The organism is Mesorhizobium loti (assembly GCA_014189435.1).
Classification (GTDB): Bacteria; Pseudomonadota; Alphaproteobacteria; order Rhizobiales; family Rhizobiaceae; genus Mesorhizobium; species Mesorhizobium loti_G.
This window is the reverse complement of the sequence record CP050293.1, coordinates 4,166,981-4,189,981: the sequence shown is the minus strand read 5'-3', so window position 1 is coordinate 4,189,981 and position 23,001 is coordinate 4,166,981. Positions and strand designations below refer to the sequence as shown.

Annotated in this window: 24 protein-coding genes; 9 read left to right on the top strand and 15 right to left on the bottom strand. The window is 64.6% G+C overall.

All coding sequences use genetic code 11. The annotated features are described in order from the left end of the window. Positions 1–10 precede the first annotated feature (10 nt). On the top strand, positions 11–667 hold the full coding sequence (locus tag HB777_20530) for a GntR family transcriptional regulator (protein QND66060.1): 657 nt from the start codon (positions 11–13) through the stop codon (positions 665–667). Between the two features lie 8 nt (positions 668–675). Here HB777_20530 and HB777_20525 read toward each other — a convergent pair whose 3' ends face one another. The 5 genes from HB777_20525 to HB777_20505 are packed head-to-tail and all read right to left on the bottom strand — an operon-like array spanning position 676 to position 5,405. Continuing rightward, a complete protein-coding gene (locus HB777_20525) occupies positions 676–1,980 on the bottom strand; it encodes an FAD-binding oxidoreductase (protein QND66059.1) in 1,305 nt (434 codons plus the stop codon). Continuing rightward, positions 1,977–2,960 carry a branched-chain amino acid ABC transporter permease gene (locus HB777_20520; protein QND68841.1) on the bottom strand — a complete coding sequence of 328 codons (984 nt, stop codon included), beginning with the start codon at positions 2,958–2,960 and terminating at the stop codon, positions 1,977–1,979. The genes HB777_20525 and HB777_20520 overlap by 4 nt, the downstream gene beginning before the upstream one ends. Further along, entirely contained in the window at positions 2,957–3,865 is a 909-nt protein-coding gene (locus HB777_20515) for a branched-chain amino acid ABC transporter permease (GenBank protein QND66058.1), read from the bottom strand. The genes HB777_20520 and HB777_20515 overlap by 4 nt, the downstream gene beginning before the upstream one ends. Continuing rightward, positions 3,862–4,611 carry an ABC transporter ATP-binding protein gene (locus HB777_20510; GenBank protein ID QND66057.1) on the bottom strand — a complete coding sequence of 250 codons (750 nt, stop codon included), beginning with the start codon at positions 4,609–4,611 and terminating at the stop codon, positions 3,862–3,864. The genes HB777_20515 and HB777_20510 overlap by 4 nt, the downstream gene beginning before the upstream one ends. Next, positions 4,608–5,405, bottom strand: a complete 798-nt coding sequence (locus HB777_20505; protein QND66056.1) for an ABC transporter ATP-binding protein — start codon at positions 5,403–5,405, stop codon at positions 4,608–4,610. Before HB777_20505 ends, HB777_20510 begins: the two co-directional genes overlap by 4 nt. Before the next feature lie 64 nt (positions 5,406–5,469). Between HB777_20505 and HB777_20500 the strand changes: the two genes are divergently transcribed. The 7 genes from HB777_20500 (at position 5,470) to HB777_20470 (ending at position 11,436) form a co-directional block, all read left to right on the top strand. Continuing rightward, on the top strand, positions 5,470–6,267 hold the full coding sequence (locus HB777_20500; GenBank protein QND68840.1) for a GntR family transcriptional regulator: 798 nt from the start codon (positions 5,470–5,472) through the stop codon (positions 6,265–6,267). Beyond that, positions 6,264–6,746, top strand: coding sequence for a DUF3830 family protein (locus tag HB777_20495; protein ID QND66055.1), 483 nt, complete (start codon positions 6,264–6,266; stop codon positions 6,744–6,746). Before HB777_20500 ends, HB777_20495 begins: the two co-directional genes overlap by 4 nt. A 1-nt stretch (position 6,747) precedes the next feature. Beyond that, positions 6,748–7,101 carry a TIGR04076 family protein gene (locus HB777_20490; GenBank protein ID QND66054.1) on the top strand — a complete coding sequence of 118 codons (354 nt, stop codon included), beginning with the start codon at positions 6,748–6,750 and terminating at the stop codon, positions 7,099–7,101. Beyond that, positions 7,098–8,153, top strand: a complete 1,056-nt coding sequence (locus tag HB777_20485; protein ID QND66053.1) for an aldo/keto reductase — start codon at positions 7,098–7,100, stop codon at positions 8,151–8,153. The genes HB777_20490 and HB777_20485 overlap by 4 nt, the downstream gene beginning before the upstream one ends. Next, on the top strand, positions 8,150–8,578 hold the full coding sequence (locus HB777_20480) for a DUF4440 domain-containing protein (GenBank protein QND66052.1): 429 nt from the start codon (positions 8,150–8,152) through the stop codon (positions 8,576–8,578). Before HB777_20485 ends, HB777_20480 begins: the two co-directional genes overlap by 4 nt. A 49-nt stretch (positions 8,579–8,627) precedes the next feature. Beyond that, on the top strand, positions 8,628–9,887 hold the full coding sequence (locus tag HB777_20475; protein QND66051.1) for an ABC transporter substrate-binding protein: 1,260 nt from the start codon (positions 8,628–8,630) through the stop codon (positions 9,885–9,887). A gap of 145 nt (positions 9,888–10,032) precedes the next feature. Beyond that, on the top strand, positions 10,033–11,436 hold the full coding sequence (locus HB777_20470; GenBank protein ID QND66050.1) for an FAD-binding oxidoreductase: 1,404 nt from the start codon (positions 10,033–10,035) through the stop codon (positions 11,434–11,436). Positions 11,437–11,451: 15 nt separating this feature from the next. Here the strand turns inward: HB777_20470 and HB777_20465 are convergent, their stop codons facing one another. The 8 genes from HB777_20465 to HB777_20430 form a co-directional block, all read right to left on the bottom strand. Beyond that, positions 11,452–12,252: an ABC transporter permease gene (locus HB777_20465; GenBank protein QND66049.1), complete on the bottom strand. Its 801-nt coding sequence runs from the start codon at positions 12,250–12,252 to the stop codon at positions 11,452–11,454. Beyond that, positions 12,249–13,121, bottom strand: a complete 873-nt coding sequence (locus HB777_20460; protein ID QND66048.1) for an ABC transporter permease — start codon at positions 13,119–13,121, stop codon at positions 12,249–12,251. Before HB777_20460 ends, HB777_20465 begins: the two co-directional genes overlap by 4 nt. Then, on the bottom strand, positions 13,118–14,221 hold the full coding sequence (locus HB777_20455; protein ID QND66047.1) for an ABC transporter ATP-binding protein: 1,104 nt from the start codon (positions 14,219–14,221) through the stop codon (positions 13,118–13,120). The genes HB777_20460 and HB777_20455 overlap by 4 nt, the downstream gene beginning before the upstream one ends. A 76-nt stretch (positions 14,222–14,297) precedes the next feature. Continuing rightward, positions 14,298–15,323 (bottom strand): ABC transporter substrate-binding protein, encoded by a 1,026-nt coding sequence (locus HB777_20450; protein ID QND66046.1) that lies wholly within the window; start codon positions 15,321–15,323, stop codon positions 14,298–14,300. A gap of 53 nt (positions 15,324–15,376) precedes the next feature. Further along, a complete protein-coding gene (locus HB777_20445) occupies positions 15,377–16,375 on the bottom strand; it encodes an FAH family protein (protein QND66045.1) in 999 nt (332 codons plus the stop codon). 32 nt (positions 16,376–16,407) lie between these two features. Next, positions 16,408–17,184 (bottom strand): SDR family oxidoreductase, encoded by a 777-nt coding sequence (locus tag HB777_20440; GenBank protein QND66044.1) that lies wholly within the window; start codon positions 17,182–17,184, stop codon positions 16,408–16,410. Positions 17,185–17,195: 11 nt separating this feature from the next. After that, positions 17,196–18,923 (bottom strand): dihydroxy-acid dehydratase, encoded by a 1,728-nt coding sequence (locus HB777_20435; protein ID QND66043.1) that lies wholly within the window; start codon positions 18,921–18,923, stop codon positions 17,196–17,198. Continuing rightward, the gene (locus HB777_20430) at positions 18,920–19,711 is read right to left on the bottom strand and encodes a FadR family transcriptional regulator (protein ID QND66042.1); all 792 of its coding nucleotides are present in this window, start codon (positions 19,709–19,711) and stop codon (positions 18,920–18,922) included. The genes HB777_20435 and HB777_20430 overlap by 4 nt, the downstream gene beginning before the upstream one ends. Positions 19,712–19,772: 61 nt before the next feature. On the opposite strand from HB777_20430, the gene HB777_20425 reads away from it, so the two are divergent. Next, entirely contained in the window at positions 19,773–20,702 is a 930-nt protein-coding gene (locus HB777_20425; protein ID QND66041.1) for an aldose 1-epimerase, read from the top strand. A gap of 31 nt (positions 20,703–20,733) precedes the next feature. Here HB777_20425 and HB777_20420 read toward each other — a convergent pair whose 3' ends face one another. Next, positions 20,734–22,179, bottom strand: a complete 1,446-nt coding sequence (locus HB777_20420; GenBank protein QND66040.1) for an aldehyde dehydrogenase — start codon at positions 22,177–22,179, stop codon at positions 20,734–20,736. A gap of 34 nt (positions 22,180–22,213) precedes the next feature. Then, positions 22,214–22,999 carry a coniferyl-alcohol dehydrogenase gene (locus HB777_20415; protein ID QND68839.1) on the bottom strand — a complete coding sequence of 262 codons (786 nt, stop codon included), beginning with the start codon at positions 22,997–22,999 and terminating at the stop codon, positions 22,214–22,216. Positions 23,000–23,001 lie beyond the last annotated feature (2 nt).

The following is a 23,001-nucleotide window of genomic DNA, read 5'->3' as shown; positions in this document are numbered from 1 at the left end:
CGGGCCGCGCATGCTGAAGCTCGAACATCAAACCCTGAATGACCGCGCCTATGGCGCGCTCAAGCAGGAGTTGATTTCAGGCGGCTTCAGCCCGGGCCAGACACTGGTCATCCGCAAGCTCGCCGAGACGTTCGGCATCTCCACGACACCGATCCGCGAGGCGCTGCAGCGGCTTGTCGCCGAACGGCTGCTCGAGATGCAGAACAACCGCTCGGTCATCGTGCCCCTGCTGTCCGCGTCGGCCTTTGAGGAATTGGCGCGCATCCGCATCGCCGTCGAGGGACTGGCCGGCGAGATGGCTGCCTCGCGGATGAGCGAAAGCGGGCTGGTCGACATACAGGCGACGCTCGCCGGCATGCAGCGAGCCATCGAGGCGGGCGATGCCAGAACCTATCTCTCGTTGAACGAGGCTTTTCACTTCGCCATCTACCAGCATGCCGGCGCGCCGATCCTGCTCAACATGATCCGCGACCTCTGGGGTCGGGTAGGACCTTATCTCAAGCTGCTGATGCAGGCCGACCGCTACATTCCGCGGTCGAACGACGCCCACCGCAAGATCGTCGCCGCGCTGGAGCAGCGCAACGGTGTCACGGCGCGGATGTTCATAGAAGAGGACATCATCATGGCAGCCGCCGTGCTGTCGGCAAACCTTGACGCTGCCGGCTGACTATCCGCCTATCGCGCCTCGTCCAGCTGGTCGCGCAGCATGCTCCAGCCCAGCAGCATGTTGGGTGCGTGCCGCAGCACCGCGTGGAACGGGATCGGCGCCGGCGCCGCGAAGGGCAGCGGCAGGTCGCGGGCGTCGGTTCCAGCGGCCCACCCGGCGAGCACCTTGCCCATCGCCGTGGTCATGGCAATGCCGCGTCCATTGCAGGCACGACCGGCGATCAGGCCCGGACCGAGGTCGATCAGGTGCGGCAGGAAATCGGGCTCGACCGCTGCCATTCCCGACCAGCTGCAGGCAAGCGGCGGCAAGTCGGGCAGACCGAGATGCCGGCCAAGCCGCCGCCAGATCGTCCGCGGCATGCGCGTATCAGCACCGGCGCCGAGTATATGCATGCCGCCGCTGATCAGCCGGTTTTCGGCATCGAAGCGGAAGGTGAACAGATTGCGCCTGGTGTCGCCGACGCCTTGCCCGCCGGGAAGCAGCCGGCTGCGGACTTCACGAGGCAATGGCTCCGTCGCGATCTGGAAAACCTTGAGCGGAAAATAGGTTCGCTGCAATGTCGGATTGAGGGACCGGCCATAGGCGTTGGTGGCGATCAGCACCTTGCCGGCGCGCACCGAGCCCGCCGGTGTCTTCAGCATCCAACCATCGGCCATGCGATCAACCGAGGTGGCGCGCGTCTGCTCGAAGATTTTCGCGCCGGCCTTCTCCGCCGCGTCGGCGAGCCCGCGCGCATAGGCGACCGGATTGAGCACGCCTCCAGAACGATCCATCCAGCCACCGACATAGCCTGGCACGCCCGTCAGGGCTTCGATTTCCTGCCGATCCAATGTGACGGCCGGCCGGCCACGCTGTGCCCATTGCCCGGCACGTGATTTGACCTTCTCGAATGCGGCAGGCGAATGCGCCGGCTGGATCCATCCGTTCCGCACGGCGTCGCAGTCGATGCCGTGCTGGCGGATCAGGCGGAAAACCAGGTCGGCGCTGCCGGCGGCGAAATCGATCAGCCTTTCGCCGCGCGAAGGCCCGAGATGGGCCAGTATGTCGACCGGATCCAGCTTGGCGAAGTTCGGCACGACGAAGCCGGCATTCCTGCCGGTCGCGCCCCAGGCGATGAATTCGGCTTCGAGAACGGCGACGGAAAGGCCTTTCCCGGCAGCGTGCAGCGCGGTTGAAAGGCCGGAAAAGCCACCACCGACGATGGCCAGGTCGACATCGAGCCCGCTCTGCAGCGCCGGCCGCTCGCGCCGGTTGCGGCTGACGGCATGCCAGAGCGAAGCGCCTTGTGCCTCCTGCCGGATCGCGGCATTCATGAGCCGGAACTGCTCTCGCCCGCAGCGACCTTCGCCCGCTTGCTGAAGCGGGGCCGCCGCGGCCTGTCGCCGAAGAGGCCGTTCGGCCGGATCAGCAAGATGACGCAGAGCATGACGCCGATGGCGGCGATCTGTAGTGCGGCGGCGCGAGCCTGCTGTTCCGGCGGGAACAGGATGCTGGTCAGCGTGCCCGATCCGGCCCATATCGCCCACACCAGGATGCTGCCGATGACGGCGCCGAGATTGCTTCCCGAGCCGCCGACGATCAGCATCACCCAGACCTGGAAGGTCAGGATCGGCAAATAATTGTCCGGCGCGATGAAGCCGGTGAAGTGCGCCTGCAGCGCGCCGGCCAGTGCCATTATGGCGCCGCCGACGGCAAAGGCCTGGACGCGATAGAAACGCGCGCTCTTGCCGAGCGAGATCGCCGCCCGCTCATCCTCGCGCAACGCTTTCAAGACACGTCCCCACGGGCTACGCGACAAATGTTCCAAGGCGAGATAGGCGATCAGCGTGACGACCGAGACCACGGCAAGGTTCGAGAGGTTGAACAGCAGCGGCGTCTCGGCGAGGCTGCCGAACGGGCGCGGGATGAAACCGATGCCGAACGGGCCGCCCGTCAGCTTTTGCGCGTTGAGCGCGACCAGTTGCACGACGACGGCGACGCCGAAGGTGGTGATCGCCAGATAGTCGGATCTGAGCCGCAGCGTCGCCATGCCGGTAAGCGCCGCGGCGATGCCGCCGACGACCATGGCGCCCGCCCAGCCGACAAGGATCGGCAGGCCGAAGCCGCCAAGCCGCGCGGCATCGTCCGGTGTCGTAAGCAGCGCGGATGTATAGGCACCGATGGCAACGAAGCCGGCGAGGCCGACATTGAACAGGCCGGTCAGGCCCCACTGCAAATTGAGCCCCAGCGTGACCAGCGAGAAGATCAGCGCGGTGGTCAGGAAGAAGGCGCCGTAGCCGAGCAGGTCCATCAGCGTTCCCTCACACCAAACAGGCCGATCGGCCGCACGAACAGCACCGCCATCAGGATGATGAAGGAGACGGCGGCGCGCCATTCAGCGCCGATCAATTGCACCGCACCCGCTTCGGCCAGCCCGATGATCAGGCCGCCGAGCACGGCGCCGGGGATGCTGCCGATGCCGCCGAGAATGGCGGCGGCAAACATCGGCAACAGCATGTCGAAGCCCATGAACGGGCGGATCTGCACCAGAATGCCGATCATCACGCCGGCGACGCAGGCCAGCGCCCCACCGATGACCCAGGTGACACGCACCACGCTGGCGACGTCGATGCCGACGATGCGGGCAAGTGCCGCGTTCTGGCTCAGGGCCTGCATCGAGCGGCCGGTCTGTGTGCGCGTCATCAACAGATGCACGCCGAGCACCAGCACGGCGGTCAGCAGCAAAAGCGCGATCTGGTCGGGCGTGATGCGGATGCCGAAACCGACCGGCATGGCGATCTGGATCGCCCGGCTGAAATAGGTCGGCCGCGATGTGAAGGTGAATTCGAGCAGGCTTCTCAGCGCCATCGAGGCGCCGAAGCTCGCCATCACCACGATGATCGCCTGGCCTTGCGAGCGCAGCCGCGAAAACAGCACTCTGTCGAGCAGCAGCGCCAAGAGGGCAGTGAACGCCATGCCGACGACCAGGGCGACAATCAGCGGCCAGCCGAAGGACAGCGGCGCGATCGGCGCCACCTTGCCAACCATCGCGCCGATGGCGCTGACGACGGCCAGCGTCGCATAGGTGCCCCAGGCCATGAAGTCACCGTGGGCAAAGTTCGAGAAGCGCAGGATCGAATAGGTGAGCGTCACGCCGATGGCGCCGAGGCCGATCATCGAACCCGTCAGCAGCCCGTCGACGACAAATTGCAGGCTCATGCCGCGCTTCCTCCTTCGGACTTGAGCGGACGCTGGCCGAGATAGAGTTCAGCGACCACCGGATCGTTCCACAGTTCGGAGGCGATGCCCTCGTGCCGGTCCTTGCCTTCGACCAGCACATAGGCGCGGTCGCCGATGGCGAGCGCCGCCTTGGCGTTCTGCTCGACCAACAGGATGGTGACGCCGGACTTGCGGATGTTTGCCAGCATCTCGAACACCATCGAGACGAATTTCGGCGACAGGCCGGCCGAGGGCTCGTCCAGCACCAGCACCTTGGGGTGGACGATCAGGGCGCGGGCGACGGCGAGCATCTGCCGCTGTCCACCCGACAAATTGCCGGCGGCGGTGCGACGCTGGCGGATGAGATCGGGAAAGGCTGCGTACATTTCCTCGATGCGGCCGGGGACCTCGCGCCGTTCGAGGATGCCGCAGGCGACTTTCAGATTGTCCTCGACCGACATTAGCGGGAAGATGTTTTCGGTCTGCGGCACGAAGGCCAGGCCGAGCCGCACCATCGTGTGCGCCGGTGCGGCGGTGATGTCCTTGCCGTCCAGAAACACCGTGCCGCCGGTGATCGGTACGAGGCCGGCGATGGCCTTGATGAAGCTCGACTTGCCGGCGCCGTTGGGGCCGAGCACGACGACGATCTCGCCCTTTTTGACGGTGATCGAGGCGCCGCGCACGATCGGCACGCCGGGCTCGTAACCGGCTTCGAGGTCGCGGACATCGAGAACGATCTCGCTCATACGGCGCCTCCGAGATAGGCCTCGATGACGCGCGGGTCGCGAGCGACCTGTTCGGCAGTGCCTTCGCTGAGCAACTGGCCGCTCGCCATGACGAGGACGCGATGGCAAAGCCGCGTCACCATGTCGATGTTGTGCTCGATCAGCAGGAAGGTGATGCCGCGCGCGTTGATGTCGCGGATGCGGTCGATGATGACTTCGAGCAGCGTTGCGTTGACGCCCGCCGCCGGTTCGTCGAGCAGGATGATCGCCGGGTCGGCCATCATGACGCGGGCGAGTTCGAGCAGCTTGCGCTGGCCGCCGGAAAGCACGCGCGCCGGCTCATGCGCGAGATGGGTGAGGGTGACCAGTTGCAGCAGTTCGAGCGCTTTTGCCCTGGCGGCTCTCTCCTGCGCCGCCACCCGCCATGGCGTGACGAAGTTGGCGAGCAGCTTTTCGCCGGCCTGGCCCTGTGCCGCCAGCATGATGTTTTCGATCAGCGTCAGATTGGGCAGCGGGCGCGGGATCTGAAAAGTGCGGCCAAGGCCACGACCGATGCGCAGATGCGCGGCTTCGCCCGAGACGGCCGTGCCGTTGAGCAGGATCTCGCCGCTGGTTGGCAGGATGCTGCCGGCAAGCAGGTCGAACATCGTCGTCTTGCCGGCGCCGTTGGGGCCGATCAGGCCAAGGATTTCTCCCGCTTTGACCTCAAACGAGACATCGTTGACCGCGACAAGGCCGCCGAACCGCCTGACGACATTTCTTGCCGTCAGAACCGGCGCGCGGGTTTCCCCTTGCCGTTTGGTTGCCTCGCTCATCAAACCCTCTGGCCGAAGACGATCGTTGCCGTCTCCTGATTATTGATTTGTGATCACACTTGCTTTGATCACGCTATTCGGCTTTAATTTCCTCCGCAAGCCGAAAACCGGCCACGAACGGAATTCCATGCAAAAGGCTGCCATCGAAAAGAACAACGAGGCGATCGCTGCCCAGCTTGCGCCGGTCGGCCGCGAAACGGTGCAGGACCGCGTCTACTCCGAACTGCGCCGTGCCCTGATCGGCGGGCTGTTCGAACCAAGCCAGGTGCTGACCATCCGTGGCTTGGCCGATGCGCTGGTCACCTCGACCATGCCGGTGCGCGAGGCGCTGGGCCGGCTGATCACCGAAAAGGCGCTGGAGGCGTTGCCCAACCGTTCGGTGCGCGTGCCGCCGATAACTCTGGAGCGGCTGGATGATCTCTTGCGTGCCCGCATCCTGATCGAGGGCGAGGCGATCGCGCTGGCTGCCGCCCGCATGGGTCCGCGCCAGATCGCCACCATAGAGACCATTCTCGGCGAATGGGACGAGATGCGGGCGCTGAAACACAAGAAGGACGTCGATCGCGAAGTGACGCTCAACCAGAGCTTTCACTTCGAAATCTACCGCTCCTGCGGTTCGGCCGTGCTGATCCCGATGATCGAGAGCCTGTGGCTGCAATCGGGTCCCTGCATCCGTGTCGCCATCTACGCCTTCTCGGAAGCCGGCGAGGTCGACACCGCCCAGTATCACCGCCGCATCGTCACGGCGCTGTCCACGCAGGATGCGCAGGCGGCGCGCGAGTCGCTGGTCGCCGACATCAGCCGCCCCTTCACCTTCCTGCGCAGCAAGCTGCAGGCTGCCGCCGCGAAAGACCAGACATGACCGCCATCAGGATCACCGAGCCGCGTTCGAAGCTTTCCGTCACGGCATTGTTGCTGCCCGAGAAGGCACCGGAAAACGCTGCCTTCCTCTTGGCCTATCTCGGCACGCCACGCGTCGTCCCTGGTATCCATGCGATGTGGACAGGGCCTGAGATTTCCTGTCCGGTTCCATCAGCCGATCTCGAGGGCCAGGCCTATGCAAAACCGTTGCCGGCCGAGAACGCGACGCTGAACCCGCAGCCGGGCGATATCGTGCTGTCCTATGTGCCGCCACGCATGTGGGGCGGCAATCCCAATGCGATCTTCGACATCGGCCTCTATTACGGGCAGGGCGCGCGGCTGCTGTTTCCGATCGGCTGGCTGGCCGGCAGCGTGGTGGCGCAAGTACGCGTCGAAGAGCGTGATCAGTTCGCCGCCGCTTGCGGTGTCATCCGGCGAAACGGCGCCTGCGATATCACCTTCAGCCTGGTGGAGGCCTGAAATGACCGACGACAGTTTCGAGCTGTTCGATCTTCGCGTCGAGGTGGTCATCCCGGAGGGCAAGCCGATCTATTGCGGCGCGAAGGCCGGCGACTATTTCGAGCTCAAGGGCGAGATGCTGTCGATGCCGGCAGGGCAGGGCTTTTCGATTTATTCGCTCGCCGCCGTGTTGCCGCTGCTGGCGGCCAAGCAGCGCCCGACCCACCCGAACGACTGGATGACCTCGGACGCCGAGATCGCTTGTCCCGATCCCAATTGCGCCAGCCGGCTGCGGATCGTCAGGGTGGCCAAGCGACGGTTCAGCCACGCCGAGACCACGGCGGTGCCGCTGCCGAAGGAGGATGACCTGACATGACCGCCAAGACCTTCGAACTCGGCCCCGGCTACACCATCTCGCGTGTCATTCGCGGCGGCTGGCAGTTGGCCGGCGGCCACGGCGCCATCGACCGCAGCCAAGCGGTGGCCGACCTGATCGCCACTTTCGATGCCGGCATCTGGACCTATGACTGCGCCGACATCTACACCGGTGTCGAGGAACTCATCGGCGCCGCGCGCCTGCGGCTGGCCAGCGGGCGCGGCCTCGACGTCGCGACCCGGATGAAGGTGCACACCAAGCTGGTGCCCGACCTAGAACGGCTGGCCACCATCAGCCGCGACTACATCAGGGGCATCGTCGATCAGTCGCTGCGGCGGCTGAAGACCGAGCGGCTCGATCTCGTGCAGTTCCATTGGTGGGACTATGACCAGCCACGCTATGTCGATGCGATGGGCTGGCTCGACGAGCTTCGGCTGGAAGGCAAGGTGCGCAATCTCGGCACCACCAATTTCGACACGCCGCGGCTTGCCGAAATCCTCGCCGCCGGCATCCCGCTGGTCAGCCAGCAACTGCAATATTCCGTGCTCGACCAGCGGCCGGGCAACAGCCTAGCCGCGCTTGCAAAACAGAACGGCGTCAGCTTCCTCTGTTACGGCTCGGTTGCCGGCGGCTTTCTCAGCGACAAATGGCTTGATGTGGCGGAACCGGCCACGCCGCTCGAAAACCGTTCACTGGTCAAATACAAGCTGATCATCGATGATTTCGGCGGCTGGGACCTGTTCCAGCACCTGCTTCAGGCGCTGAAGGCCGTTGGCGACCGCCACGGTGTCGACATCGCCACCATCGCCAGCGCCTGGGTGCTGGAGCAGCCGCAAGTGGCGGCCGTCATCGTCGGCGCCCGCAACCAGGCGCACGCCATTGCCAATGCGAAAATCATGGACGTTGCGCTCGACGCCGAGGACCGGGCGCGGATTGCTGCCGTCATCGCGCAAGGCACCGGCCTCGAGGGTGACGTCTACACGCTGGAGCGCGACCGCCACGGACGCCACGGTTCGATCATGCACTACAACCTCAATGCGGGGAAGAAATGAGCGGCGAACCCTCCCTGTTTTCACGCGCCAGCGCCGAAATCATCGACCTGCACCGCTTCTTCGTCGACTGGTTCGTCGCCGCGCGCGCCAACACGGTGGACTTCAGCCGCTTCGAACGCGCCATGGGCAAGGACCTCAGCATGGTGGCGCCGGACGGGCAGGTCCTCGATCGCGAAGCGGTCGTCGACCATGTCCGCTCAAGCCGCGCCTCTTGCGACGACGGTTTTGCCATTTCGATCGAGGACATCCGGCCCGGCTGGCAGGACGCCGATACCATCGTCGTCCTTTATGTCGAGGCGCAGCTGCGCGCGGGCAAGCACAGCCGTCGTCAGTCGAGTGCCGTCTTCACCACCAGTTCATCGGCGCCCAACGGCGTCGAATGGCGACATCTGCATGAGACCTGGCTGCAGGTGCCGGAACTCTGAACAGGCCACAGAATTCAAAATACAGTCGAGTAACGAAAGGGGAACAACAATGACAAAGACGATACTCCAACTCACCACAGCACTTGCCCTCGTCACGCTGGCGGGTGCCGCGCAAGCCGCCGACTGCAAGATCACCGTCGGCCTCGTCATGGAACTGACCGGCCCGGCCGGCGAATACGGCCAGGCCGGCGCCAAGTCGGTCGAGATGGCCTTCCGCGACATCAACGACGCCGGCGGTGTGCGCGGCTGCGATCTCGTCACCGACACGCGCGACAGCCAGAGCCAGGGCAACATCGCGGTGGACGCCGCGACCCAGCTGGTTCAGGTCAAGAAGGTGCCGGTCATCATCGGCGGCATCATCTCGTCAGTGTCGATCCCGATCCTGACCTCGGTCACGGCACCCGCCAAGATCGTCCAGGTCTCGCCGGCTTCGTCCTCGCCGACGCTGACCGCGCTCGGCCGCGACGGCAAGACCAACGGCATCTTCTTCCGCACCATCACCTCCGATGCGCTGCAGGGCGTCGCCGCCGCCAAATACGCCATCGACAAGGGCTTCAAGAAATTGTCGATCATCCACGTCAACAACGATTTCGGCGTCAACATGGTGGCGGAATTCTCGCGCGCCTACAAAGCGCTCGGCGGCACCATCGTCTCCGACACGCCTTACAATGAAAAGCAGTCGAGCTATGCCTCGGAAGTCACGGCGGCGATGGCTGGCGAACCGGACGGGCTCTATCTCGTCAGCACGCCGGTCGACGGCGCCACGGTTGCCCGCACCTGGATTTCGCAGGGTGGCGTGCAGAAATTCCTGCTCAACGACGGCATGAACAGCCCGGACTTCATCGAATCCGTCGGCGCCGATTATCTGAAGGAAGCCTACGGTACGTCGTCGGGCACCAGCCCGACGGCGTCGACGGAGTATTTCACCAAGAATTACAAGGAATTCTCCGGTATCGAACCGACCAATCCGGCAGCCGACCGTTCCTATGACGCCGGCGCGATTGTCGGTCTCGCCATCGCCATTGCCGGTTCGGAGGATCCGGCCAAGATCAAGGACGCGATGTACAAGGCAGTCGATCCGGCCGGCACGCCGATCTTTGCCGGCAAGGAAGAGTTCGCCAAGGCGCTCGGCCTGATCAAGGACGGCAAGCCGATCCGCTATGAAGGCGTCATCGGCCCGGTCGCCTTCGACAAATATGGCGACATCACCGGCCCGTTCCGGCTGTGGAAGATCGTCGATGGCAAGGTGGCGACCGACGGTGAAATGACCACCGACGACGTCAACGCCCTGCAAGCGAAACTTCAGTAAGACTACCTATTCTCCGGTGTCGATCACGATCCCATCGTGGTCGATACCGGACGATTGTCCTGTTTTGCATTGCCACGGACACGGACAACGTCGCCTTGCGTGGACGAGCGTTTGACCGGAAGCCGATCATGAATAGGATTGGCCGATGTCACCCGAAACACAACGGCTTCTATCCACTCTCGACAATAGGCTGGGTGCGGGCGGGGTCCTCGCCGGTCCGGAGGTGGACCAGCGCTATCGTAACGATCCCGACGGCAAGCTTGGCGCGCTTCCCGAAGCGGTGCTGCGCCCGCGCGACACCGAGGGTGTCGCGGCAGCGCTGGCGGTTTGCAACGATCTCGGCCAGCCGGTTGTCATCCAGGGCGGACGCACCAGCCTGGCAGGCGCCGCGCGTGTGCAGCTGGGTGAGGTGGTGCTGTCGCTGGAGCGCATGACCGGTCTTGCCGTTCCGGATCGCCAGGCTGGCAGCATCGTCGCCGAAGCGGGCGCGACGCTGCAGGCGGTGCAGGAGGCAGCCGACAGCGACGGGCTGATGTTCGGCGTCGATATCGGTGCACGCGGCTCCGCGACGATCGGCGGCAATGTCGCCACCAATGCCGGCGGCATCCGTGTGCTGCGCTACGGCATGTACCGGGCGCAGGTTTTGGGGCTGGAAGCCGTGCTTGCCGATGGCAGCGTGCTGACCTCGCTCAAGGGCCTGCCCAAGGACAATTCCGGCTACGACCTCAGCCAGCTCTTCATCGGTTCGGAAGGGACGCTCGGCGTCGTCACCCGCGCTGCGCTCAGACTGCACCCGAAGCCGGCCTCCGAGGTCAACGCCTTTTGCGCGCTCGCCTCGCTCGATGCGGCGATTGCGCTGCTTGGGCTGCTGCGGCAAAAGCTCGGGCCTCTACTGTCCGCCTATGAGGTCAACTTCGCACCGCTCTATGACCTCATGGTCGCCAGCATGGCCATGCCGGCGCCGCTGCCGGCGGGCTCGCCCGTCTATGTGCTGGCCGAGATCCTGGGCACCGAGCCCGAACGCGACGGCGAGCGCTTCGCCGAGGTGTTGATGCAGGCGGTCGAAGACGGTGTCATCGACGATGTGGTGGTCTCGCAGTCGCCGCGCGAGTTTCGCGCCCTGTGGGACGTGCGCGAGGACGCCAATCGCGTCCTGTTTTCGATCAAGGGTCTGATCGGCGTCGACATCAGCATCCCGCTGGCCCGCATGGGAGCGTTCCTGCGGGAAGCGGATATCGCCATTCATGCCATCGATCCCGGCGCCGACATCTATTTCTTCGGCCATCTCGGCGACGGCAATCTGCACTACCAGGTACGCACGGTCGATCCGGCGGCGGCACACGACATCGTCTATCGCGGCGTGGCTGCGGCTGGAGGTGGTGTTTCGGCCGAACATGGCATCGGCCTCGACAAGAAGAAGTGGCTGCACCTGGTTCGCAGCGACGCCGAGATCGCCACGATGCGGCGGCTGAAGGTAGCGCTCGATCCGAAAAACATTCTCAATCCGGGACGGGTCTTCGACCTCAACCCGGCCGCCTTCTCCCGATGAGCATTGCCCGGTAACTCAAGTCCGTTCCGTCGCGACCTGCCTGGGTATGAGAAAGCGGGCGGCAAGCACGCAGAGCAGCACGGTGAACATCAGGATCAGCGCCACCAGCGCATTGATATCGGGTGAGAAACCAAGCCGCATCATCGCCCACAGCCTGACCGGCAGCGTGCTCTGCGTGCCGGTGACCAGGATGGTGATCATCGTCTCGTCGAACGACAGCGCGAAGGCCAGGATGGCGCCGCCGACCATGGCGCTCGACAGGTTCGGCAGGATGATGCGCCAGAACGTCTGCCAGCCCGTGGCGCCGAGATCGTAGGACGCTTCGACCAGCGTGCGGCTCATCGACTGCAGCCGCATCAGCACCGTGCGGTAGACGATCGCCAACACGAAAACCGTATGGCCTATGACGACCGTCAGCAGCGAGCGTTCGAGGCCGATTTCGCGAAAGAAGATCAGCAGCGCCAGGCCGCTGATGATCGGCGGCATCAGGAACGGCAGGAAGATGATGAACTGCAGCAGCGACCGTCCGGAACGCCGGCTGTGGTAGTAGAGCGCCAGCAGCGTTCCGCTGACCACCGACAGGATGACGGTGCAGACGCCGACGATCAGCGTGGTGCGCAAGGCGGCCAGTATGTCGTGATTTTCAGCCAGCGCCACGTAGGTCGATAGCGTCGGCGACGACCAGTCGACAGAGCCATGCGAAATGGTGAAGAACGACGACACGATCGGCACGAACAGCGGGCTGTAGAGCAGCACCGCAACCAGTATCGTGATCGTGGCCAGAAAGATCGTGGACAGTCGGGGCAGGGCGCTCATACCGAAGTTCCCCGGTTGCGCCCGATGCGTTCGCCGACGAGGATCGCCGCGATCACCACCACGGCCAGCGCCACCGACAGCGCGGCACCGAACGGCCAGTTATAGGCCGTGCCGAACTGGCTGTAGAGGATGCGGCCGAAGGTGAAGCCGCTGATCCCGCCGACCATTTGCGGCGTCAGGAAATCGCCGATCGCCAGCACGAAGACGAAGCTCGCCGCCGAGGCGACGCCGGGCAGGCTGAGCGGCAAGGTGATGCGCAGGAAGGTCTGCAAGCCGCTGGCCCCCAGATCGTCCGAAGCGCGCAGCAGCACCTGCGGAATCCGCTCCAGCGACAGGAAGATCGGCAGGATGGCGAAGGGGATCAAGAGCAGGGTCAGCGTCAAAAGGATGGCGTTCATGTTGAACACGAAAAGCGTCGACGGCTCCTGCAGGATACCGAGCGCCACCAGCGCCTTGTTGAGAAAACCGTTGAGGCCGAGGATGCTGCGGATCGCATAGATCTTGATGACGTAGCTCATCAGCAGCGGCACCAGCAGCAACATCAGCAAGGCATAGCGCCAGCGGCCTTTCAGCGTCGTCAGGAAATAGGCGGCGGGATAGGCGAGCAGGATGCAGATGATGGCCACCGAGACGCACAGCACGATGGTGTTCCAGAACACCGGGAGAAAGATCGGATCGGTGAAGAACCTGACATAGTTGCCCAGTGACAACCCGTAGACGATCGTGCCCTGGTCCACGCTGAAAAAGCTGTAGCCGAGGAAGATCGCCAGCGGCACCAGGACGAAGACCACCGGCAAGGCAAACGCCAGCACTGTCACCAGCAGCGACAGCCGTCTTTCCGCAGGCTGTGTTGATCCGGCTTCGCTCATGCCAGCACCAGATGGCCTTCATGCGGCGCAAACGAAAGCGATACAGTCTCGCCGGATTTGAGCGCGCTGCCGTCGACCCGGCTCGGCACGCGCAGCCGCAAGCGTTGCGCGGCATTGTCGGCGCCGGCCGTGATGGTGGCGACGGTCGACGAGCCGGCAAAGGCCATGTCGGAGATCGTGCCGGAAAAGCGGTTGTCGCTGTCTTTTGCATCCGCAAGGTGCAAGGCCTCTGGTCTGAATGCGGCGTAGGCGCTGGCGCCGTCCGCTGCGGCCTTCAAATGCGGCTGGTTGCTGATCGAGCAGACCAGGCGCCCGAGTGCGGACTCGATCGATCGCAGTTCGCCCTGGACCGGTCCGAGTTTCCCGGCCACCAGATTGTTCTCGCCGAAGAAGCGCGCGACGAACTCGCAATTCGGCTTGTAGTAAAGGTCGTGCGGCGTGCCGAGTTGGCGGATATGGCCGGCTTCCATGACGCAGATCCGATCGGCCATGCCGATGGCTTCTTCCTGGTCATGGGTGACGAACAGGAAGGTGGTCTTGATTTCGCGCTGGATGGATTTCAGGAAGACCTGCATCTGCCGGCGCAGTTCGAGGTCGAGTGCTGCGAGCGGCTCGTCGAGCAGGATCAGGCGCGGCTGGCAGATCAGCGCACGGGCGAGCGCGACGCGCTGGCGCTGACCGCCGGAGAGCTGTGCGGGAAAGCGGTCGGCGAAACGCCCGAGCTGGACCAGCTCCAGCGCCTCCGCGACACGGCGCGCAATCTCCTTGCGCTGGATATGGCGAACCGAAAGCCCGTAGCCGACATTGCCGGAAACGGTCAGGTGCGGGAACAGCGCATAGTCCTGGAACACGGTGTTGAACGGTCGTCGGTTGATCGGCATGCGGCTGATGTCTTGCCCATCCAGGCGGATCTCGCCCGACGTCAGCGGTTCCAGCCCGCCGATCAGCCGCAACACCGTGGTCTTGCCGGAGCCCGAAGGCCCGAGCACGGTGAGGAACTCACCGTCCCGGATCGACAGGTCGATGTCGTGCAGCACGGGGACCGTGCCGTAGGATTTCGAGACGGACCGCAGCGTCAAGAGGTCGGTGTTCTGGTTCATGAAATACTCTCGCATACGCTTCGGCGGTCCGGAACCTCCGGACCGCCTGGTCCTTCGAAGGCATAGAGCGGAAAGATCAGGGCGTCGCCTTGACCTCGTTCCACATGTCCGAACGCTTGAGCGGGTCCTCGACATTGTTGAGCCAGACCAGCTTGTCGTTGCCGCCGGCGCTGCCGGTTTCCGTCACCGTGTTGCCGAAGCCGGTGCGCTCGGAAAGCGCGCCGCTGACCTTCTTGCTCAGCATGAAGTCGATCCATTTCTCGGCCGCCGCATTGTCGCGGACACCCTTGGAAATCACCCAGTTGTCGAGCCAGGCGAGCGCGCCCTCGCTTGGATTGACGTAGGCGACATGAGCGCCGATCTTCTGCAGCGCCTTGACCTGCTGCTGGCCGTAATTGGCCCAGATCAGGGCCACATCATTGTTCTGGTAGATCTGCTGCGCCTCGTCGGCGGTGGTGTAGAAGCTCAGCACGTTGCGCTTGAGTTCGACCAGCTTGGCCTTGACCGCCGCCATCTGCTCTTCATTGAGGTTGAAGGGGTCCTTGTAGCCGAGCGTCAGCGCCGTGAACGAGAAATTGTGCTCGCCATTGTCATAGGCCAGAACCTTGCCCTTGTAGGCCGGGTCCCACAGAACCGACATCGAGGTCGGCGCCGGCTTGACCTTGTCGGTGTCGTAGATCAGGCCGATGGAGTCGAAGCAGAACGGAATGCCGTAGACCTTGCCGTCCTTGGTGACGCCGCTCACCGCGGTCAGATCGCGGAAGCGCGGCAGCACTTCTTTCTGGTTGGCGAGCTTCGTCACGTCGATCGGCGACACCAGGTCGGCCTTGATGTAGCGCTGCAGCTGGGCGGTGTTGACGGCGAAGACGTCGAAGTCTTGGCCTTCGCTGCCCTTGATCTTGGCCCAGATCTCGTCGTCGCTGCCGATGAAGACGACATCGACGCCGATGCCGGTTGCGGCGGTGAAGTCCTTGACCCAGTCGGCATCGGCGTAGCCGTCCCAAGCCAGAACCCGTAGGTTCGCGGCGAGCGCCGCCGATGTCATCAGGCCGATGCCGAGCCCGATCGTCGCCATTCTTAGAAACAGTTTCTTCAGTCCCATTTTTCAATCTCCCATTGTCATTCTGGTGGACCGCAGTTTCCGGACTTTTGCCGTCACAGCTGGGTGACAGCGACCAGTCCCTCGTCCGGCACCGACACCATCCGGTTGCGCAGTGGCTTGCCGAATGTCTGTGCCTGGATTTCATACTCGTCGCCGGAGGCCGTCTTGACGCCGGAGGCGTAACTCATCACCGCCGCACCGAAGAAATAGGCATGCAGGTCGCCCGCCCTGCGGTGCATCGGGTAGCGGAAATGGAAGTGTTCGAGATTGCCGATCGAGTGCGACATGTGCGCCTCGCCCGACAGGAATTCCTGCTCCCAGATGACGGTGCCGTCGCGCAGGATGCGCGAATGGCCGCGCACTTCGTCGGGCAGGTCGCCGATCAGCAGCTCCGGCCCGATCGAGCAGGAGCGCAGCTTGGAATGGGCGAGATAGAGGTAGTTCTCGGCTTCAGTCACATGGTCGGAATATTCGTTTCCGAGCGCATAGCCGATGCGGTAGGGGCGGCCGTCCGGCCCGTTGAGATAGAGGCCGACGATCTCGGCTTCTTCGGCGCCGGCGCGCGCGAAGGCCGGCATCGGCAGCTCAGCACCGGGCGGCACGACGCAGGTGCCGACGCCCTTGAAGAACCATTCAGGCTGGATTCCGATCTGCCCGGCGGCGGGCTTGCCGCCCTCCAGGCCCATGCGGAAGATCTTCAGCGAATCCGATTCCTCGGCGTCCTCGCCATGGGTCAGCACATGCATCTTGTCGCGTGCGGCGGCACTTCCGGTATGGGTCAGGCCCGTGCCGGTGACCAGGAAGCGCGCCGGTTCCGGGTGGTCGACCGGGGCCAGCACGCGGCCATCGCGCAACAGCTGGTCGTAGTCGATCATCGCTGTGCCGGTCCGCTTCTCGACCAGCGCTGCGATCGACGTGCCCTGGGCGATTGCCGCTTCGGCCAGCTCCAGCACGCTGCTGGTCTTTTCCAGCGGGTGCAGGTGATTGCCGTCGTCGGAGACACGGCCAACCCGCCTGCTGCCATCCGGCATTCTGTACTGAACAAGACGCATGAACTAACCTTCTTCCTTTGAAGCCGTACGGGTCACACCCAGCCCGCATCGACGATGAACTGCTGGCTTGTGCACATGCGGCTGTCGTCGGCGGCGAGAAACAGCGCCATGCGCGCGATATCGGAGGGTTGCAGCCGGTCGGGCAGGCACTGCCTTTCCGCGATCTGGCGTTCGCCGGCCGGGTTCAGCCACAGGCGCATCTGGCGCTCGGTCATCACCCAGCCCGGCACCATGCAGTTGACGCGGATGCGTTCGGGGCCGAGTTCTCGGGCCAGCGCCCGCGTCATGCCGTAAACAGCGGCTTTCGCGGTGACATAGGCCGGGCAATCCGGATCGCCGACCATCCAGGTGATGGAGCCGAAATTGATGATCGAGCCGCCGCCCAGCGCGCTCATTTGCGGACGCACCGCCTGCGCCGCGAAGAACTGGTGGCGCAGGTTGACCGCCATGCGGTCGTCCCAATAGGCGACCGTCACGTCCTTGGTCTGGTGACGGTCGTCATTGCCGGCATTGTTGCACAGGGCCTGGATCGGGCCGTTGTGCTGCATCGCCTGCACGGTTGCCGCCTGCAACTCTTCGACGTTGCGCAGGTCGCAGGGAATGAACAGCGGTGCGGCATGTCCTTCGGCCGCAATCGCCTCGACCAGGCGCCGTGAAGGCTCGTCGGCCATGTCGACGAAGGCGACGCGGCTGCCTTGCGCACAGAAATGGCGTACCAGGCTTTCGCCGATGCCGCTGCCGCCACCGGTGATGAACACGCTGCGGCCCTTGAGGCTGGGGTAGATGGCGTAGCCGATTTCATCCGTCATCGCGCGCCCCTCTAGTGCGAATGCCGAGGAATGCCGGCATCGCGCCGGCCGACGAGAAAGTCGAAATCGCAGCCCTTGTCGGCCTGCAGAACGCGCTCGACATAAAGGCTCTGATAGCCGCCTTCCGGCGGCGCCGGTGGCTTCCAGTCACGCCGGCGGATTGCGAGCTCCTCATCCGACACCAAAAGCTCCAACCGGCGGCCGGCGACATCGAGCTCGATGAGGTCACCGTCGCGCACCAGCGCAAGCGCGCCACCCGCGGCTGCTTCCGGCGCCACATGCAGCACCACGGTGCCGTAAGCCGTGCCGCTCATGCGCGCGTCCGAAATGCGCACCATGTCGGAGACGCCCTGCTTCAGCAGTTTGGCCGGCAGCGGCATGTTGCCGACCTCGGCCATTCCGGGATAACCGCGCGGCCCGCAGTTCTTCAGCACCATCACCGAGGAGGCGTCGATATCCAGCTCCGGATCGTCGATGCGGGCGTAGTAGTGCTCGATGTTCTCGAACACCACCGCCTTGCCGCGATGCTGCATCAGCTCCGGCGTTGCCGCCGACGGCTTGATGACCGCCCCGTCGGGCGCCAGATTGCCACGCAGGATCGAGATACCGCCTTCCTTGGTCAGCGGCTGGCTCAGCGGTCGGATCACCTCGCTGTTGTAGTTGGGCGCGCCGTCGACCAATTCGCCGATGGTCTTGGCGCTGACGGTCATGGCGTCGCGATGAAGAAGCCCCACTTCATCAAGCGACGCCATGACCGCAGCTAGCCCCCCGGCGTAGTAGAAATCTTCCATCAGGAACCGGCCCGACGGCATCAAGTCGACAATGGTTGGAACGTCGCGGCCAAGGCGGTCCCAGTCTTCGAGGCTGAGGTCGACACCGACCCGGTTGGCGATGGCGATCAGATGCAGCACCGCATTGGTCGAGCCGCCGATCGCGCCGTTGACGCGAATGGCGTTCTCGAACGCTTGCCTGGTCAGGATCTGCGCGATCGTCACGTCCCTGCGGACCAGATCGACGATCTGGCGTCCGGCCATCTGCGCGAGCACGCCACGGCGCGAATCCACAGCCGGGATCGCGGCATTGTCCGGCATGCCGATGCCGAGCGCTTCGACCATGCTGGCCATGGTCGAAGCCGTCCCCATCGTCATGCAGCTGCCCGCCGACCGGCTCTGGCCCTGCTCGGCGGCGAGGAAGTCGGCGACCGGCATGCGGCCGGCTTTAACCTCCTCGGCGAATTTCCAGACATGCGTGCCCGAGCCGATATCCTGTCCGCGGAACTTGCCGTTGAGCATTGGCCCGCCGGAAACAGCGATTGTCGGCAGATTGCACGACGCGGCTCCCATCAGCAGCGCCGGCGTGGTCTTGTCGCAACCGACCAGCAGGATGACGCCGTCGATCGGATTGCCGCGGATGGACTCCTCGACATCCATGCTGACCAGATTGCGAAACAGCATGGCGGTGGGGCGCATATTGCTCTCGCCCAGCGACATCACCGGGAATTCGAGCGGCAGGCCGCCGGCCTCATAGACGCCGCGTTTGACGTGATCGGCCAGCGCCCGCAGATGGGCATTGCACGGGGTCAATTCCGACCAGGTGTTGCAGATGCCGATCACCGGGCGGCCGTCGAAAGCGTCGGCGGGGATGCCCTGGTTCTTCATCCAGCTGCGATGCATGAAGGCGTTCTTGCCTTCGCCGCCGAACCAGGCCTCGGACCGCAGTTTGCGTTTGGTGTCGGTCACGATGTCTGTTCCCGATCCTGGCGGCGCTTGTTGCGGTTTTCGACGCTGCGGCGCACGTCTTCCTCGGCATTGTCGATGAGCACCAGCAGCGCTTTTTGCGCGCCGGTCGCGTCGCCGGACGCAATCTTTTCGGCCACTTCCCGATGCAGCGGCAAGGAATGGCGCTGCCCTTCCGGATTGTCGTTGGAGAGGCGAAAGCTCATCACCAATGCGGTTTCGACCAGTGCCGCCAGCGAGCCGATCAGCTCATTGCCTGTCATGCGCAGGATGGTCTGGTGGAACAGGAGGTCAGGCTTGGCGAAGCGGTCGCCGTCGTCGACAACGGCTTCCATTTCGGCCAGCGCGGCATTGATCTCGGCAATCTGCGCCGGTGTGGCGCGCTGGGCGGCCAGCGCGGCCGACATCGGCTCGATGGCTCGCCGCAGCTCGAACAGCGCCCGGACATCATCGGCGCTGACACCGCTGGCGTAGCGCCATGACAGGACATCCGGATCGAGGAAATTCCAGTCGGAGCGGGGACGCACCCTTGTGCCGGTCTTCGGTCGCGATTCGACAAGCCCCTTGCCGGCCAGAACCTTGATCGCCTCGCGCAGCACCGTGCGGCTGACCCCCAGCATCTCGCTGGAATCGTCGGCATTGGGCAGCGCCTCGCCGGGCAGGAAATCGCCTTGCACGATGCGCAATCCGATCTGCTCGACGACAGTCGCATGCAGAGCGGTGGAACCGCTGGCGACCGCCACCGCGATCCTCGACGTGCGCGCCGTGCTGAAAGATTTCTTATTCTTCATACTATTCATATGATATGTCTTATAGGCGTTGCGATTGGAGTCAAGGGATGGGGGAGTGCCGATGACAAAGAATTCCGCTGCCGTTGCCGAGCAGCACCAAGAGCTGATCTCGATCAGCGATGGCATTGCGACTGTGGAGATTGCTCCGGCCGCCGGCGGCGGGCTGGCGTCGTATCGCTGGCGGCAAAACGGATCCGTGGTGGATTGGCTGCGCCCTGCGGATCAGGCGGCGATCGACAGCCGCGATGCCGGCGCCATGGCCTGCTTCCCGCTGGTTCCCTATTCCAATCGCATAAGGGGCGGGCGCTTCGCATTCGCCGGCCGCACCGTCGAATTGCCGACCAGCTCCAACGATCCGCATCATGAGCATGGCCATGGCTGGCGTCGGCCATGGACGGTCGTGCGGCACGAAGCCAGCACTACCGTCCTATCCTATCGTCATGCCGCCGATTCCTGGCCATGGAGCTATGAGGCAAGGCAAGCGATCTCGCTGGCCGATGGCGGGCTGGTCATCGCCATCTCGCTGCGCAACCTGTCGGACACGCCGATGCCGGCAGGCTTTGGGCTGCATCCCTATTTCCCGTCGACGCCGTGGACGCATGTCCAGGCGCGGGTTTCCGGCATGTGGGAGACCGATGCGGAAATCCTGCCCACCCGGCACGTCCTGCCGCCCGCTGGCGCCAACCCGACCACGGGCTTCGACGTGTCGGAGACGGACTTCGACACGGTTTTCACCGGATGGGCACGCTGCGCCCGGATCTCCTGGCCGGAGCATGGACGGCAGCTGGACATCGAGGCCGAGGCGCCGCTGGATTTCCTCGTCCTCTACACGCCGCCCGGTGAGCCGTTCTTCTGCGTCGAGCCGGTCAGCAACATCACCGATGCGTTCAACCGCAGGGGTGACGCTGGCATCGACACCGGCTGCATCGTACTGGCGCCCGGGCAGATGCGATCCGCAAGCGTTCGCTTCACGCCGTCGCAGGCGATCTGATCGTCAAACCGACCGCCCAAGCGAGGCCGGGTCAGAACGGATAATGCTGGCCCGGATCCTCGATCGTCACCCAGCGCAGATCGGTGAACTCGGCGATCGAGGCCTTGCCGCCGAAGCGGCCATAGCCCGAACCCTTGACGCCACCAAACGGCATCTGCGCTTCGTCGCCGACGGTCGGGCCATTGATGTGGCAGATGCCGGCCTCGATGCGCGCGGCGATGGCAAACGCACGCTTGATGTCGCGGCTGAACACGGCTGACGACAGGCCATACTCGGTGTCATTGGCTACACGCACGGCCTCATCCTCGCCCTTCACCCGGATCACCGGCTTGACCGGCCCGAAGGATTCTTCCGCGTAGACGCGCATCGCCGGCGTGACATGGTCGAGCAAAGTCGCCTCGACCACGGTGCCGGTGCGCTTGCCGCCCGCCACCAATTTGGCGCCCTTGGCGACAGCATCGGCGACGAGTTCCTCCATCTTGTCGGCTGCCTGGCTGCTGATCAGCGATCCCAGCACGACATGGCCGCGTGGGTCGCCGGCCGGCAGTTTCGAGGCGCGGGCAGCCAGCTTGGAGACGAATTCGTCGGCGATCTTGTCATCGACGATCAGGCGCTCGGTCGACATGCAGATCTGGCCTTGATGCATGAAGGCACCGAAAGTGGCGGCGTTGACCGCCGCGTCGATGTCGGCATCGTCCAGCACCAGCAGCGGCGCCTTGCCGCCGAGCTCGAGCAGCGCCGGCTTCAGATGCCGGCCGGCGAGTTCGGCGATGATCCTGCCGACCTTTGTCGAGCCGGTGAAATTGACACGCTTGACCGAAGGATGCGCGACCAAAGCTTCGACAATGCCTGCGGCATCCCTGGGATCGTTGGTGACGACATTGATGACGCCCTTGGGCAGCCCGGCTTCGACCAGCACCTGGCCGATCAGCCGGTGCGTACCGGGGCACATTTCGGAGGCCTTCAGCACCACGGTGTTGCCACAGGCGATCGGCATGGCGATGGCGCGGGTGCCCAGAATGACCGGTGCGTTCCACGGCGCGATGCCGAGGCAGACACCGGCCGGCTGGCGGATTGCCATGGCCAGCGTGCCCGGCTTGTCCGACGGGATGATCTCGCCCGAGATCTGCGTCGTCATCGCCGCCGCCTCGCGCAGCATGTTGGCCGCCAGCATGACGTTGAAGCCGGCCCAGGGGCCTGTCGCGCCTGTCTCTTCCATCATCAGCCTGGTGAATTCACCGACCTTCGAGGCCATCACATCCGCCGCCTTCGACAGCAGAGCACGGCGCTCGCCGGGGCCAGTCTTCGACCAGGTAGCGAACGCGGCGGCAGCGGCCTCGACCGCGGCATGGGCGTCGGCGACGCTGGCTGCGGCGGCGCGTGTCGCCAGCTTGCCGGTGAACGGGTCCATGCGGTCGTAGGAGGCCGAGCCGGACGCATCCCTTTTGTCGCCGTCGATCAGAAGTCCGATATCCATTGTAGTCTCCATCGCCCCGACTGGAGCTTCTTGATTAGAAGCCGAACATCTCGGCATTGATCGATGCTTCGAGGCCGCCGTCGACCGGCACATTGGCGCCGTTGACCCAGCGCGCACCATCCGAGCACAGGAACAGCACCACCGGCGCGATATCGCCCGACGTGCCGGCGCGCCCAACCCGGGCAATGTCGCTGTCGACACGGGCGTCGCCAAGCACGGTTCGGAACTGTTTCAGGATCGGTGTCTCGACCGGCCCGGGGCTCACCGCATTGACGCGGATGCCACGGCGTTTGAACAGATCCTGATGCGCCGCACGGAAGGTCCACAACAGCAGCAACTCCTTGGAGACGGGATAGCCTTCCTCGTTCCTGACCGCGTGCGTGCAGACCACATCGGCAACATCGGGGAAGCCTTCGATGCCAACCATCGAGGCGGCGCGGTTGAGATTGGCGCGCCAGCCATAGCCGGCGATCGACGCGACGTTGACGATCGCGCCGCCTTCACGAAGTCTTGGCGCCAGACCTTCCGACAGAGCCCGCAGCCCGAAGAAATTGACCGCCAGCGTCGACGCCGCGCCGGTGTTGCCGGAGAGGCCGGCGACATTGCAGAGCGCATCGAGGCGCTGCGGCAGGCGGGCGATCAGCTCGTCGACACCGGCCTTCGACGAGATATCGGCCTTGACGAAGCTGCCGACCGGAGCGGTCGGCTCACGCACATCGACGCCGATCACGTCGGCGCCAAGCTGGCCGGCAAGTTCCGCCGTGCGCGCGCCGATGCCGGAGGCGACGCCGGTGATGAGGATCGTCTTGCCGAAAAGCATGG